Here is a 13,736-nt window from a genome sequence, read left to right on the forward strand (position 1 = left end):
CGGTGTCCTGCCCGCGCTCGACGAGCCGCTCGCCCACACGCTGCTCAGCGCGCTGGGCGTGGACGTCTCTGCTGCGCCGGAGGGGATCCTCGACGCCGGTGGGGGCACGGTCTTCTGGCAGGTCGCCCTCGAGACCGACGCGCAAGGGGTGCTCAAGCAAGCTCGCGGGCGAGGTGTACGGCGACCCGCCGGTGGCCCGGGAGGACGTTCGTGCCCTGTGGGTGACGTTGCAGGACCTGGCCGCCGCGCTGGGCGCACGTGCGTGGGTGCGCATCGGGGGAGCTGCGGAGCCGCTGACCGAGGGCCTGCTGGCCGCGGTGGTGGGAGCGAGCAGCGATGATCATGGCTGAGGCGGGTAACCGTGGCAGGCGTGCTGCGGCCCGCGGCCCCGACCCCAGGCGACGGTCGAGAGCGTGTGGACGAACTCGTCGACGACGTCCTCGACGCGCTCGCCGGTAGCTCGGAGGTTCTCTCGTCCCATGTCCGTGTAGACGACCCGATAGCCTCCCTCGGGAGCACGTTCGAGGATGACGAGCTCGCTGCTGAAGGCCGTGTCGAATCCCTCGACGTAGAAGTCGAGTCCGTTGCGGTACCCCCTGGAGACGGCCTCCCGGAAGGCGACCCCGAGCGCGGGGTCTGGTTCGACCGCGGCGTTCACCGTGCCGACCTCCTCAGGTCCGGGTCGGGAAGGCTACCGCGCTCGTCGAGGACCGGATGACTCGATCCCGGGGGTGCCGGGACGGGGCGTGGCGGCCGGGGCAGCGACCCGTGGGCGTGCGCCGCGCCCTTGAAGCTCCGGATCACCGGGGCGGTCTCGATCTGCTGGACGCCGGGCAGCGCGGCCAGCGGTCCGGTGAGGTACGTGTACAGCGCGGTCGTGCTGCTCGGGACGATGCTGGCGTAGAGGTTGGTCCGCCCCGTCGTCGCCGCCGCGAAGGCGACCTCCGGCTGGGCGGCCAGGGCCCGACCTGCCGTCGCGATGTCGCGCGGTGAGACGGTCAGCCAGACCAGGGTCGGGACGCCCGCCCCGAGGGTGCTGCGGTCGTAGTCGATGTCGAAGTAGAGCACGCCGCTGGCGCGCAGCGCGGTGACGCGGCGTCGGACGGTGCTGGCCGGGGTGCCGGTCCGGGCGGCGAGGTCCTCCACGGAGGTCCGCCCGTCGGCGGCCAGCAGGGCCAGCAGGGCGCGGTCGGTGTCGTCCAGGTCGGCCGGCCGCTCGGTGTCCACCGGCGGGACGCCGGCCTCGAGCAGCCGTACCTGCTCGTCGGTGAGCAGGCCCGCCTTGAGCAGCGGGCCGGCCGCGTAGCCGAAGAAGACGTGCAGCAGCTGCTGCGCGCTGACGTCGACGATGCGCTGCGTCCGCGGGAAGCTTGGTCAGCAGCAGCGCGTCCGTCTCCTGCAGGTCGCGGGCGCGGGTCGAGCAGACGACCTCCGTGCCGCCGGAGGTGATGCTGACCCAGGAGGTGTCCGGTCGGCGTGCCAGGGCCTCGGCGATCGGCACCGCGGCGTCCGGGGTGGTCCGCGCGCGGACGAACCACGACACCTCCCCGAGGCGCTCGGGGTGGGTGAGCCCGACGATCCGCACCCGGCCCGACGCGCGCATGCGACCGCACCGGCGCGCCACCGTCTGGTCGGAGGTCCCGAGGACGTCGGCGACGTGCCGGAACGGGGCGCGGGCGTCGATCTGGAGGGCGGCGAGGATCTGCTGGTCGAGGAGGTCGAAGGTGTCGAGTCTCACCGTCGACACGGTAGCGGTGTCGATATCCGCCGTGATGCGACGCCCGGCTGGGGGTAGGGCGGAGCGGCGCCGAGGGTGGCGGCAGCGGCGACGGACGCCGCACCTGACTCGTGAGGATCCTCGATGCGCAAGTGGTCTCCGCTCGTGGCCGTGTGCCTCGGCACGTTCATGCTGCTCGTCGACGTCACCATCGTGAACGTCGCCCTCCCCTCGATGGCGCTGGCCCTCGACAACTCCTTCACCTCCCTGCAGTGGGTCATCGACGGCTACGCCCTCTCCCTGGCCGCCCTGCTCCTCGTCGCGGGGTCGCTGGCCGACCGCTACGGCCGGCGCGGCGCCTACGTGGTCGGGCTGATCGTGTTCGCCCTGGCGTCGCTGGCCTGCGGGCTCGCGCCCTCCGCCGGGGCGCTGATCGCCGCCCGGCTGGTCCAGGGCGTCGGGGCGGCGGCGATGTTCGCCGCGACGACCGCGCTGCTCCAGAGCTCCTACAGCGGTCGTGACCGCGGGACCGCCTTCGGCGTCTGGGGCGCGGTCAACGGCGCGTCCGCGGCCGCCGGCCCGCTGCTCGGCGGCGTGCTGACGCAGGGGATCAGCTGGCGCGCGATCTTCCTGGTGAACCTGCCCGTGGCCGTCGTCGCGGTCGTGCTCGCGCTGCGGGTCCTGCCGGAGACGAAGAGCACCAGCGGCCGCGTCGACGCCCTCGGTGGGCTGACCTTCACCCTCGCGACGGCGGCCGCGGTGTTCGGGCTGATCAGCGGCGGCGAGCACGGGTGGGGGGACACGACGACCGTGGCGTCCTTCGCGGTGGCCGCGGCCGCGCTGGCCGGTTTCCTCGTCGTCGAGCGGCGCGGCGCGCACCCGCTGCTCGACCTCGGCCTGTTCCGCCGGCCGTCCTTCGTCGTGCTGATGCTGACCGCCGTGATCCTGTCGGCGGCCGCGTTCGGGCCCTTCGCCTACACGTCCATCTGGTTGCAGTCCCTGCTGGGGCTCGGCCCGATCCGCGCGGGGCTGGTCGTGCTGCCGCTGAGCGTCGCGTCGTTCGCCGTGTCCGCGTTCCTCGGCCGCCTGCTGCACGGACGCTCGCCCCGGCTGCCGGTGGGCGTCGGGATGCTGCTCATCGGCGCGGGCTCCCTGCTGATGATGCTCGTCGCGAGCACGTCGGGCTGGGTCGTGCTGCTGCCGGGGCTGGTCGTCTCGGGGCTCGGTGTCGGCCTGGCGACGCCGGTGCTGGTCTCCGCGGTGCTGGCGACGGTGCCCGGTCACCGGACCGGGATGGCCGGGGGAGCGGTGACCACCTTCCGTCAGCTCGGGATGGCCGTCGGCATCGCCGTGCTGGGCACGGTGTTCGCGGGACGCATCGCGGACGTCGTCGCCGGCGGCTCGGTCCCGGACCCCGGTGCCGTCGCCGGGGGGCTGTCCAGCGGCGGAGCGGCGCAGGTCCTCGCCGCGGCTCCCGCCCCCAACCGCGCGGCCCTCACGGCGCTGGCGCACCGGGCGTTCGCGTCCGGGCTGGACGACGTGTTCCTGGTCTGCGGGGTGAGCGCGCTGGTGTGCGGGGTGCTCGTCCTGGCTGTCGTCCGCGACAGCCGGGCGGACGCCGAGCAGCCCGCGCCGACGCCGGTGGCGACCGGCGCGCCCTGAGCCGTGCGGACCTCGGACCCGCGGTGACTCACCCGTCCACCGCCCGGGTCAGGTCGAGCACCGCCGCCGCCAGCGCGCCGGGCGCCTCCAGGGCGACGTGGTGCCCCACCCCCGGCAGCAGCACGGAGGTGAGGTCCCCGCTGACGACCTGCCGGAGCGTCGCCGCCGTGAGCTTCGCCCCCGGAGCCGCCGACCGCGAGGGCCGGGACGGCGACCGGGTGGCGGCGCGCGATCTCCTGGTTCTGCGCTCCTTCGGCCAGCATCGACCGGTACAGGCCGGCGGCGCCGCGCCAACCGCCGGGTCGCGCGAACGTGCGCGCGAGCTCGTCGAGGTCGGCCTCGGTGACGGCGCCCGCGACGGCGGTGGTGGTCGGGAACCACCAGCCCAGCAGGTCGCGCTCGCGGCCGGTGAGCAGCAGGTCGGCGATGCCCGGTGCCGCGAGGGCGCCGATGTGCCAGGAGCCGCCGCGGGTGACGTCGGCGAACGCCTCCAGCCCGAAGCCCGCGAGGCCCATCTCGACCGCGGTGAGGCTGGCGACGTCCTGCGGGTACGCGGTCGCGAGGCGCAGCAGGGTCCCGCCGGCGATGTCCTGACCGACGAGGTGCACCGGCCCGGCGCCGAGGGCCGCGATCAGCTGGTGCAGGTCCTCGGCGGCGACCGTGCTCGTGACGGTGTCGTCGGCGACGGCGGAGTCGCCGAACCCGCGCAGGTCGACGGCCACCACGCGGTGGTGCTCCGCGAGCAGCGGGACCAGCCGGTGGAACGCCCACCAGGTCTCGGGGAACCCGTGCACGAGCAGGACCGTGGTGCCGCGGGTGCCGGCGGTGACGTGGTGCAGGGTCGTGCCGTTGACCTCGGTGCGGTGGTGCTGGACCGGGGGGATGGTCGCGGTGGGGTGGGACATGGTCTTCTCCTCGATAGACAACGTGGTTGTCAGTCTCTGAGTGCGCAACCTTGTTGTCAATGCCCCGGGGTCGACCTAGCATCGGGGCATGGCGACGAGCGGGAGCGGGGTGCGCCTGGCGCGCCTGCTGATCGAGGGGTTCGAGGCGCTGGTCCAGGAGGTCGTCGCAGAGCTTGACCGCCGCGGCCATCCCGGGGTCAGCGCGCACCTCGAGTTCGCGCTCTCCGCGATCACCGAGGGCGCGGACAACGCCTCCGACCTCGGGCGGGCGCTCGGGGTCAGCCGGCAGGCAGCGGCGAAGTCGGTGGCGACGCTGGAGCAGCTGGGCTACGTCGACCGCGTCGCCGACCCCGCCGACGCCCGGCTGAAGCGGCTGCGGGTGACGCCGCGCGGTGTCGAGATGATGGCGATCGGCGCGGCCACGTTCGACGAGCTGCGGACCCGGTGGGTGCGGTCCCTCGAGCCGGGGCGAGCGGAGCTGGTCGAGGACGCGCTCGCGCGGCTGACCCCCCGGGCGGGCTGACTCCGCGCCCGCGCCGCGACACCGCGCCCGCGCCGCGGTCGAGCGCGGAACCGCCCCCGCGCCGGCCGCGCCCCCGCTAGCGTGCCGCCATGTCCTCCCGCACCCGGCTCGCGGTCACGGCCGCCCTCGCCACCGCGGTCGTCCTCACCGCCTGCGCGAGCCCGACCGACCTGGGCGAGGAGGTCGCGAGCGACGCGGTGCAGGGGTTGCTGGCCCCGGCGGTGTTCCACTCGTACGCGCCGGACGTCGTGGAGTTCGCCGAGCACGTCCAGGGAGCGACGCAGGACACCGGGATCGTCATGTTCGCCGTCGAGGAGGGCGACGCGGCCGCACGGGACGACGGCGAGGCGATCGGCTGGATCAGCCTCGGCCTGACCGTCTCCGACACCCGGGCGCCGACCGGCTACTGGGAGTCCGAGCGCGAGCAGGATCCCGGTCCGTACTGCTACCGGGTGGCGTTCGACCACTGGGGCGTCGAGGACATCCGGGGGACCGACTGCCCGGAGCGGCTGGTGGCGGTGCCGGCGCCGCCGTCGGAGCACCCGGAGGTCGCGACGAACGCCGAGGACGCCGTCTGGTCCGTCCTCTCGGCGCTGCCCGCGGACCTGCCGTCCGGGTCGACGATCGCCCAGCGGGTCACCGCGGCGCTGGAGCCGCACGCGAACGGCGTCACGCCGCTGGCTGAGGTCACGGTGGAGGTGCAGGACGGGGTGGTCGCGGTGGCGACCGGGGACGACGACGACTGCGTGCTGGTCGCGCGGTACGCCGACGGGGTGGTCGAGGACGTGTACGTCCCGTCGGTGTACCTGATGCCCGGGGAAGCTGGGTGCCGGGCGTCGACGGCGTTCGCGGACCTGCGCCCGCCGCACTGACGCGTCACGCGCCGATGAGGTCCGGCGCGCCGCGGTGCTCGTCCCAGTGCCGGGCCAGCCAGTCGACCTGCCGGTCGCGCAGGTGCACGGTCAGGGGCTCGTCGTGCAGGCGGGCGTACTGCGGATAGGCCGCCAGGTCCGGAGCGACGTCCACCCGCAGGTCGGACGGGTCGACGGCCAGGGCCCCGTCGTCGAACAACCGGTGGATGTCCCGGCGGAGCATCAGGCCGCCGTGCTCGTCGTGGGTGCCGAGCTGCGCGTAGCTGTACAGGTGGCCGGCCTCCAGCACGCGAGCGGGAGCGTCGCCGGTGAAGGCGCAGACGCTGCCCTGGCTGGCGAGGAGATGGTCCCGGAACTGCCGCTGACCGCGTCGGACCCGGACGAGGGCGTGGCCGAATCCCTGCGGGATCTGGATCCGGACGCCGGGCGGCCCCCAGCTCAGGTCGACCCGGGCCGCCACCCGGTCGACGGCCCGCCGGGCACCCCTGGCGACGAGCGCCTCGTGGAACCGGGGCCAGTCGAGCGGTCGCATCGCGTTGAACTCGCGAGGGTGCACGGTGAGGGACCGGATCTCGGGGCCGTCGAGGAGGCCGTCCAGGCTGGTCCAGGCTGCGTCGTACCGCGCCTGGTAGCGGACCACGTCGACGACGTCGGCGCGGGCGACCTCGAACGCGTGCCCGCACTTCATGCACCGGTACCGCGGCAGGACCGTGGCACGGTCGGAGATGCGGGTGGTGTCGCACCGGGGGCAGCGGTTCAGCACCTTGGTGCCGGCGGAGGTCGCGATCTCCTCGACGACGGAGACGCCGAGTAGCCGCCGCTTGTCCCACAGGGCCACCGGGTCACCGACGCGGATCTGCGTGTGGTTCGGGACCTTGCTGTCCCAGGAGTAGAACGAGTCGACCTGGTCCGCGTAGCCGTCGTTGCCTCCGTGCCCCCGGTCGCTGCCGGCGGCCATCAGCAGCCACGCACGCTCCTGCTCGGCGCCTCGCACGAGTCACAGCTTCGCACGGCGAGGCGCTGAGCAGGAGCACCGTGGCTCACCGCGCCGACGCCGACCACCACGACCTTGCCGTGCACCCGCCCGGCCTCGGCTTCCGCGTGGATCGCGGGCAGCTCCCTCAGCGGCAACCGGTCCGCCGCGGGCGTGTTTCTCGGGGAACCCCTCGACCCGGCGCACTGCGTCGCCGACCGTGTCGCCGGTCATCCGGGCGACGATCGAGCGCCTCGAGGCTCTCCTCATCCAGGCTGGTGACCGCCGTGCCGCGGCCCTTGTGTCAGGTTCCGCTCGGCCCCGAGCAACGCATCGAGGTCATGGATCTCTTCGGCTTCTGAGCGCTGCGACTCCAGCTCGCGACGGTGGCCATCCCAGTCGGCATACCGCTCAGCGACGATCTGCTCGACGTGGCTGTGTGCCACCGATCCGGCGCCGGTCAGCACGGGATACTCGTTGAACTCGATGAACCGGTCCGTCTGCACGGCCCAGTCCGCCATCGACGTCGTCTGACGGCGTCGGGCCCGGCCCTCGGCGAAGTCCAGGAACTGGGTGGTCAGCAGGTTCAGATCGCTGACCTCTGCCTCGGTGAGGTAGTTCTTCGCCACGGTGGCGTCGGCCTTGCGCGGCCGGTTGCCCTTCCACGTCGTCAGGCCCAAGGTGCCCGACGCCGGGTTGCAGCGCTCCCGGATCAGCTCGCCAGCGGTGCGGCCCGTCACAGCGTGCAGGAGCTTGTTCTGGATGGTGGCGAAGAAGGTCCGCGCGGTGTCGCTGGTGCTGTCGTAGTCCGCGCTCGTGGTTGCGAACAGGTCGCGGACCTTGAGGTAGAATCGCTTCTCCGAGGCCCGGATGTCCCGGATGCGCTCGAGCAGCTCGTCGAAGTAGTCCGCGCCCGGGTCCTTGAGACGCTCGTCCTGGAGTGCGAAGCCCTTGACGAGGTACTCCGTCAGCACCGTCGTGGCCCACTGACGGAACTGGACCGCACGGGGCGTGGTCACCCGGTACCCGACCGCCAGAACCATGTCGAGGTTGTAGAGGTCGACGCGGCGCCGGACCTCACGTGTGCCCTCCTGGCGAACCAGAAACTCAGACTTTCGGGTTGCCTCGCCGACCTCGCCGTCGGCGAGCACCCTCGCGACGATCTGCCCGACGTTCTGCGGTGTGGTGCCGTAAAGGTCTGCCATCTCTGTGCGTGTGAGCCACACCGTCCCGCCGACCGCGCGCAGCTGAACGACCGCACCGCCGTCGTCGGCGCGGTAGAGGATCAGCTCACCGGCGGGTTCGCTCACGCGTCGACGTCCTCCATGAACTCGGCAGCCATGTCGACAGGATCATCGCCCATGGCACTGACATCGGCTGTGAACCCGTCCGGACCCAGGAGCTCGATCTCGTGGTGCGCGGTCGATGGGGGTCGTCGTCATGGGAGACGACGAGCGGGGGTCGCGGACTCCAGCCTTGCCGCCCGAGCGTTCCAGGTCGGGCGTCCGGGACTTGCCCTACGGGTGGACGGGCGGGCCGCGGCGGCGGTGGCACCGGTGTTCGCCCCCCGCCGGGTTCGACGACTGGCACATGTCGGCGGGGCTCGCGACGCGGCAGGCGACCGGCACCGGGGTACCGCGGACGCGGTAGTGCGGATCGTCGCGGTGGACGATTCGCCGCGCGGCGCGCTCGGGAAGCCTGGAGGACGTCCCCAGCCGTCCTGCCCCAGGAGTCCCCATGTCCACGTTCCTCTCACGCGTCGGGCGCTTCAGCGCCCGCCACCGGCTGGTGGTGGTCGTCGCCTGGCTGGCGGTCTTCGCCGCGCTCGCCGGGATCCTCGCCGTCAACGGCTCGGGCGAGAGCGCCCAGGAGACCATCCCGGGCTCCCGCGCCACCCAGGCGCTCGACCGGATGGACGACGCGTTCCCCGCCGCCGAGCCGACCGGCGACACCCTGCAGCTGGTGGTCGCCCCCACCGACGCGCCCGTCACCGACCCGGCCGTGGTCGCCCAGGTCGAGGCCCTGCTCGCGCAGGCCGCGCAGCTGCCCGGCGTCGAGGCGGTCAGCGACCCGTACGACGCGGCGCAGCCGTTCGTGTCGCCCGACCAGGAGGTCGCGGTCGCGACGGTCACCTACGGCGCCCTGTCCGAGACCGGCCAGGAGGACGCGTACGCGGCGGCGCTCGCGTTCCAGCAGGACGCGCCCGAGGATCTCGGTGTCGAGCTCGGCGGGAACCTCGTCCCGCTCGGCGCCCCGGACCCGGGGATCGGCGAGGGCGTGGGCGTGCTGGTCGCGTTCCTGGTGCTGATGCTGACGTTCGGCTCGCTGCTCGCGGCCGGGGCGAACCTGCTGATCGCGGTGTTCGGCGTCGGCGTGGGCGTCGTGGGGGTGCTCGCGTACGGGTCGCTGACCCCGATCGGCGAGAACTCCATCATCCTGGCGTCGATGCTCGGCCTCGCGGTGGGCATCGACTACAGCCTGTTCATCCTGTCCCGGTTCCGCACCGAGCTGCGTGGCGGTAGGTCCGTCGAGGACGCGATCGCGCGCGCCGCCGGGACCGCCGGGACGGCCGTGGTGTTCGCGGGCCTGACGGTGATCGTCGCGCTGGTCGCCCTGATCGTGGCGGGCATCGGGTTCGTCACCGAGATGGGTGTCGCCGGGGCGTTCGGGGTGCTCGTCGCCGTCGCGCTCTCGCTCACGCTGCTGCCGGTGCTGATGCGCTCCCTCGGGCACCGGGCCCTGTCGACCAAGCACCGCCGCGACCTCGCCGAGGGGCGGACCTGGCACGAGGGCGACCACGCGCGCCGCGGGTTCCTCGCGGCCTGGGGCTCCGCGGTGGTGCGCCGCCCGGTGCTCGCGGTGCTCGCGGCGGTGGGTGTCCTGCTCGTCGTCGCGTCGCCGATGCTCAGCATGAAGACGGCGTTCAGCATCCCCGGCGGCACCGACCCGCAGTCGACCGAGCGCGCGGCGTACGACCGGGTCGTCGCCGAGTTCGGCGGGATCCAGAGCCCGCTGATCGTGCTCGCGGAGGGCGACGACGTGGCCGACGCGACCGCCACCGTCGAGGCGCGGCTCGCGGACCTGCCCGGGGTCGCCCGGGTGCTGCCGGCCGAGGTCGCGGCGAGCGGGGACCTCGCCCGCGTCACCGTGATCCCCACCGGTGGCCCGATCGACGACTCGACCACCGAGCTCGTGCACCTGCTCCGTGCGGACGCCGACACGGTCGCCGGCGTGCACCTCGAGGTCACGGGGGAGACGGCCGTCGGCGTCGACCAGACCGCCGCGCTGAACACCGCCCTGGTGAAGTACCTGGTCGTGATCGTGCTGATCTCGCTGGCGCTGCTGGTGCTGCTGTTCCGGTCGCTGCTGATCCCGGTGGTCGCGACGCTCGGCTACCTGCTGTCGGTGGGCGCCTCGTTCGGGGCGAGCACGGCTGTGTTCCAGTGGGGCTGGCTGCCGCAGCTCATCAACGCCCCGCAGGGCGACCCGATGATGAGCCTGCTGCCGATCCTGCTGGTCGGGGTGCTGTTCGGGCTCGCGATGGACTACCAGGTGTTCCTGGTGTCGCGGATCCAGGAGATGCACCACCGGGGTCTGACGCCGAAGCAGGCGGTGCTCGAGGGGTTCTCCCGGTCGGCGCCGGTGCTGGTGGCCGCGGCCACGATCATGACGGTGGTGTTCGCCGGGTTCGCGACCAGCACGTTCTCGGTCGCCGCGTCGATCGCGTTCGGCCTGATGGTCGGCGTGCTGGCCGACGCGTTCGTGGTCCGGATGGTGCTGATGCCCGCGCTGCTGTCGCTGCTGGGCCGGTCGGCCTGGTGGATCCCCGCGTGGCTCGACAAGGCCCTCCCGCACGTCGACACCGAGGGCCACGCGCTCGAGGCGACGGACGCCGCCCCCGCCCGCGAGTCCGTCCCCGCCTGACCGGCGGCGGCGCGCGGGGTCACGGCGGGAAGGACGCCCGCAGGTACCCCGCGTAGCCGCCGGGGGTGCGGCCCGTCGTGCGGCCGGAGGTCAGGACGTCCGCGGCGTCGGACGGCCGCACGTCCACCCGCGGGTCCGCGCGCAGCCGCGCGACCAGGTCGACGTCCTCGTGCTCGGGCAGGGTCGCGAACCCGCCCGCGCGCAGGTACGCGTCGGCGCGCACGCCGAGGTTCGCGCCGTGCACGTGGCCGTTCGGCCGGCCGGGCACACGGGTGGACCGCCACGCCGCCACCTGGCGCCCGGTCAGGTCCCGGGGGTCCGGGGTGACGGTCCCGACGACCACGTCGGCGCCGTCGTCCGCGAGCGCGCGCTGCACCGCGAGCCAGTGGACGGGGACCACCGAGTCGGCGTCCGTGCACGCCACCCAGACCGCGGCCGGGTCGTCGGTGCCGAGCGCGAGGGCGTGCCGGACGCCGGCCGCGCGGGCCGCGCCGACCGCCCGGTGCCGCACCTCGAGCACGGTGCACCCGGTCGCGCGGGCGATCCGTGCGGACCCGTCCCGGCAGTCGTCGAGCACGACCACGACGTCGACCGGCAGGTCCACCGCGCCGCGCGCCGCGGCGACCGACGCGAGGCACGCCGGCAGCAGGGCCTCCTCGTCGTGCACCGGCACGACGACCACCAGCCGGGCCAGCGGCGGCCGGGTCGTCACGGCGCCAGCCCCTCGCGCTGCGCGACCGACCTCGGGTCGGCGGACCAGACATCGAGCGCGACGTCGAGGTCCCGGTAGGTGGACAGCCGGGTCAGGCCGAGCGCGCGGTCGAGGGTGCGGTGCACGTCGTCGCCCGGCTGGGTGTAGTCCGCGACCGGGTGCCGCCAGTGGCACGCCAGCACGGTGCCGCCCGACGTCAGCGCGGCGCGGACCCGGCCGGCCAGGGCGATCAGCTCCGGGCGGGTGAGGTAGTACCCGACCTCGGACAGGACGACCAGGTCGTGCGGGCCGCCGGGCACGCCGGTGCGGACGTCGTGCTGCTCGACCGTGACGTGCGGGGCGTCCGCGAGCCGCGCGCGGGCCGACGCGACGGCGGGCTCGACGAGGTCGGTCGCGAGCACCCGGTCCGCGCGACCCGCCAGGTCGGCGGTCAGCACCCCGACGGAGCAGCCGACCTCGAGCACCGCGACGTACCGGGGGTCCGGCAGCGCGGCGAGGGTCAGGGCCCGCTTGCGCTCCTCGTACCAGCGGGTCGCGAGCCGCCACGGGTCGGCGCGGCGGGCGTAGACGGCCTCGAAGTGCTCGGCGCCGACCCCCGCCGGCGGGGGCGCGGACGCCACGTACGCCTCGACGTCCCGGTCGGCGCGCCGCAGCTGCTCCGGGTGCAGCGGGGCGGCGTCCTCGGGGGCGGACGACCACGGCTGGGTCTGGGTGACGTGCCGGGCCAGGGCGCGCCGCTTCGCGGTCACGTCCGCGTCGTCGAGCGGCAGCACCCGCAGGTCGTCCCACGGCACGTCCGGGTGGTCGGGCGTCGCCCAGTGCCACAGCCACACCGGGTACTCCAGCAGCCGCGCGCCGAGCTCGGTCGCGAGCACCGCACCGATCTCCCCGGCGACCCGGTGGTCGCGGTGCCCGTCGCCGCGCCACGGCACGACCAGGGTGTCGACGGGGTCGGTGCCGATCGCCGTGCGCAGCGCCGCGGTCAGGGCGTCGCGGTCCTCGCGCACCGAGCCGTCGCGGAAGCCGAGCAGCCGGACCGGCGACGCGGGGGACAGCGACGCCACCGCGTCCGTGACCTCGGCGGCGCGCAGCCGGGTCAGCTCCGTCGGCGGCAGGGTGCGGGACCCGGGGTGCGACCCGGAGCCGTCGGTCAGCACCACCACCTCGGCCGGGCGGCCCGTGACCGCGAGCCGCCGCAGCAGGCCGCCCGCGCCGATCGTCTCGTCGTCGGGGTGCGCGGCCACGACCACCGTGCGGCCGGCGGGCAGCGCGAGGCCCGGGAGGTCCGCGAACCGCTCGCTCGCCTCCCACACCGCGGCGGGTGTCCCGGCCGCCCGGCCGTCGAACGTCACCACGGCGCGGGCCCCGCGGCGAGGGCGGCGCCGAGCGACGCGTCGTCGCGCTCGGCGTGCTGCTGGCGCACGTACACCTCCAGGTCGGCGACCCGCTTGGCGTGCTCCGGCTCCTGGGTCAGCGGTCCGGGGCCGAGCGCGTGCGCGGCGATCCGGAGCACGTCCTCGCAGGTCCGGGCGACGGTGGCCCGGACCCGCTTCGCCAGCAGCCGGCCCTCGGCGCGCGCGGCGTCGTCCTCGGGGTCCCGCCCCAGCCGGGTCGCGGCCCCCGACGCGTCGACCCGCAGCGCCGCCGCGGCCAGCGTGGTGCGGGCGGCGGTGAGCCGCTCGTCCAGGGCGCCCAGGTGCATCGCCAGCAGCCGGTCGTCCGGCCGGGTCGCCACGTGCGCGTGCACCCGACGCGCGAGGCCGACCGCGCCGCCGTACCAGCACGCGGCGACGCCGATCCCGCCCCACCAGAACCCCGGCCGGTTCAGGTACCACCCGGCGTCCGCGACGAGCGTGGCCCGCGCCCGGTCGAACCGGACCGGGGTGCTCGGGATCTCCACCAGGCCGCGGGCGGACCACGGCTGGTCGACGGGCACCACGCCGGGTCCGCGCAGGTCGACGGCCAGCAGCACGCGGCCGCCGTCCCCGGCCGGGCCGGTGACGGGGGCGGTGACCGGGGCGGTGACGAGCGCGGCGTCGAGGTCGGCGGCCAGCGAGCACCACGGCTTCACGCCGTCGAGCAGCCAGCCGTCGCCGTCCGGCGTCGCGACCAGCGTCGCGCCCGGTCCCTCGGCGGCGTACACGCCCCAGGTCGCTGCCACGCCCACGGTCGACGGCAGCGCCGGGGCGCCCGCCTGGTCGAGGACCGCGCGCGCGTCCAGGTGCGGCTCGGCGGCCCGGGCGACGGCGAGGTCGTGCGCCGCGAGCGTCGCGAGGTGCTCCCACAGCGCGGTCGTGGCGCCACCGCCGGGTCGCAGGTCGTCGGACCAGCCGGGCACGGCGCGCAGCGCGTCGGTCACGTCCGCCGGGACCGGCGGCGCCGGGGCGGCGGGTGCCGTCGTGCCGATGCGGACGGTGCGGGTGCCCTCGGACATGCGTCTCCTCGCCG

The 13,736-nt window shown here is 74.9% G+C and carries 12 protein-coding genes and 2 pseudogenes; 5 read left to right on the plus strand and 9 right to left on the minus strand.

From position 1 onward, the window contains the following. The first annotated feature begins 173 nt into the window (after positions 1–173). Positions 174–350 (plus strand): hypothetical protein, encoded by a 177-nt coding sequence (locus tag AC1VL8_RS05255; protein WP_483074420.1) that lies wholly within the window; start codon positions 174–176, stop codon positions 348–350. On the opposite strand, the gene AC1VL8_RS05260 is transcribed toward AC1VL8_RS05255, so the two are convergent. From AC1VL8_RS05260 to AC1VL8_RS05270, 3 genes and pseudogenes are all read right to left on the minus strand, one after another. After that, positions 341–658, minus strand: a complete 318-nt coding sequence (locus AC1VL8_RS05260; RefSeq protein ID WP_483074421.1) for a hypothetical protein — start codon at positions 656–658, stop codon at positions 341–343. The two genes, AC1VL8_RS05255 and AC1VL8_RS05260, sit on opposite strands and share 10 nt — an antisense overlap. Continuing rightward, positions 655–1,227, minus strand: coding sequence for an Lrp/AsnC family transcriptional regulator (locus AC1VL8_RS05265; RefSeq protein WP_483074422.1), 573 nt, complete (start codon positions 1,225–1,227; stop codon positions 655–657). The genes AC1VL8_RS05260 and AC1VL8_RS05265 overlap by 4 nt, the downstream gene beginning before the upstream one ends. 412 nt (positions 1,228–1,639) lie before the next feature. Beyond that, positions 1,640–1,747: pseudogene (locus AC1VL8_RS05270) on the minus strand (AsnC family protein); the annotation flags it as partial. 114 nt (positions 1,748–1,861) lie between these two features. On the opposite strand from AC1VL8_RS05270, the gene AC1VL8_RS05275 reads away from it, so the two are divergent. Continuing rightward, positions 1,862–3,379, plus strand: a complete 1,518-nt coding sequence (locus AC1VL8_RS05275; protein ID WP_483074423.1) for an MFS transporter — start codon at positions 1,862–1,864, stop codon at positions 3,377–3,379. Positions 3,380–3,714: 335 nt separating this feature from the next. On the opposite strand, the pseudogene AC1VL8_RS05280 reads toward AC1VL8_RS05275, so the two are convergent. Then, a pseudogene (locus AC1VL8_RS05280) lies at positions 3,715–4,284 on the minus strand (alpha/beta fold hydrolase); the annotation flags it as partial. An 88-nt stretch (positions 4,285–4,372) separates the two neighbouring features. Between AC1VL8_RS05280 and AC1VL8_RS05285 the strand changes: the two are divergent. Both AC1VL8_RS05285 and AC1VL8_RS05290 read left to right on the plus strand, forming a co-directional pair. Further along, on the plus strand, positions 4,373–4,807 hold the full coding sequence (locus tag AC1VL8_RS05285; protein WP_389233990.1) for a MarR family winged helix-turn-helix transcriptional regulator: 435 nt from the start codon (positions 4,373–4,375) through the stop codon (positions 4,805–4,807). Between the two features lie 89 nt (positions 4,808–4,896). Next, complete coding sequence (locus tag AC1VL8_RS05290) at positions 4,897–5,679, plus strand: hypothetical protein (protein WP_483074424.1); 783 nt, start codon at positions 4,897–4,899, stop codon at positions 5,677–5,679. A 4-nt stretch (positions 5,680–5,683) separates the two neighbouring features. On the opposite strand, the gene AC1VL8_RS05295 is transcribed toward AC1VL8_RS05290, so the two are convergent. Both AC1VL8_RS05295 and AC1VL8_RS05300 read right to left on the minus strand, forming a co-directional pair. Continuing rightward, a complete protein-coding gene (locus tag AC1VL8_RS05295) occupies positions 5,684–6,673 on the minus strand; it encodes an HNH endonuclease (protein WP_483074425.1) in 990 nt (329 codons plus the stop codon). Between the two features lie 245 nt (positions 6,674–6,918). Then, entirely contained in the window at positions 6,919–7,962 is a 1,044-nt protein-coding gene (locus AC1VL8_RS05300; protein ID WP_483074426.1) for a virulence RhuM family protein, read from the minus strand. A 427-nt stretch (positions 7,963–8,389) separates the two neighbouring features. On the opposite strand from AC1VL8_RS05300, the gene AC1VL8_RS05305 reads away from it, so the two are divergent. Next, on the plus strand, positions 8,390–10,576 hold the full coding sequence (locus AC1VL8_RS05305) for an MMPL family transporter (RefSeq protein WP_483074427.1): 2,187 nt from the start codon (positions 8,390–8,392) through the stop codon (positions 10,574–10,576). A 19-nt stretch (positions 10,577–10,595) separates the two neighbouring features. On the opposite strand, the gene AC1VL8_RS05310 is transcribed toward AC1VL8_RS05305, so the two are convergent. Genes AC1VL8_RS05310 through AC1VL8_RS05320 form a run of 3 tightly spaced genes read right to left on the minus strand, consistent with a single transcriptional unit; the run spans position 10,596 to position 13,722 of the window. Next, positions 10,596–11,288, minus strand: a complete 693-nt coding sequence (locus AC1VL8_RS05310) for a glycosyltransferase family 2 protein (RefSeq protein WP_483074428.1) — start codon at positions 11,286–11,288, stop codon at positions 10,596–10,598. After that, positions 11,285–12,643, minus strand: coding sequence for a PIG-L family deacetylase (locus tag AC1VL8_RS05315; protein WP_483074429.1), 1,359 nt, complete (start codon positions 12,641–12,643; stop codon positions 11,285–11,287). The genes AC1VL8_RS05310 and AC1VL8_RS05315 overlap by 4 nt, the downstream gene beginning before the upstream one ends. Further along, positions 12,637–13,722: an acyl-CoA dehydrogenase gene (locus tag AC1VL8_RS05320; protein WP_483074430.1), complete on the minus strand. Its 1,086-nt coding sequence runs from the start codon at positions 13,720–13,722 to the stop codon at positions 12,637–12,639. Before AC1VL8_RS05320 ends, AC1VL8_RS05315 begins: the two co-directional genes overlap by 7 nt. Between the last annotated feature and the right edge of the window lie 14 nt (positions 13,723–13,736).

The sequence above is a fragment of the Cellulomonas sp. KU4C genome (genome assembly GCF_056868065.1).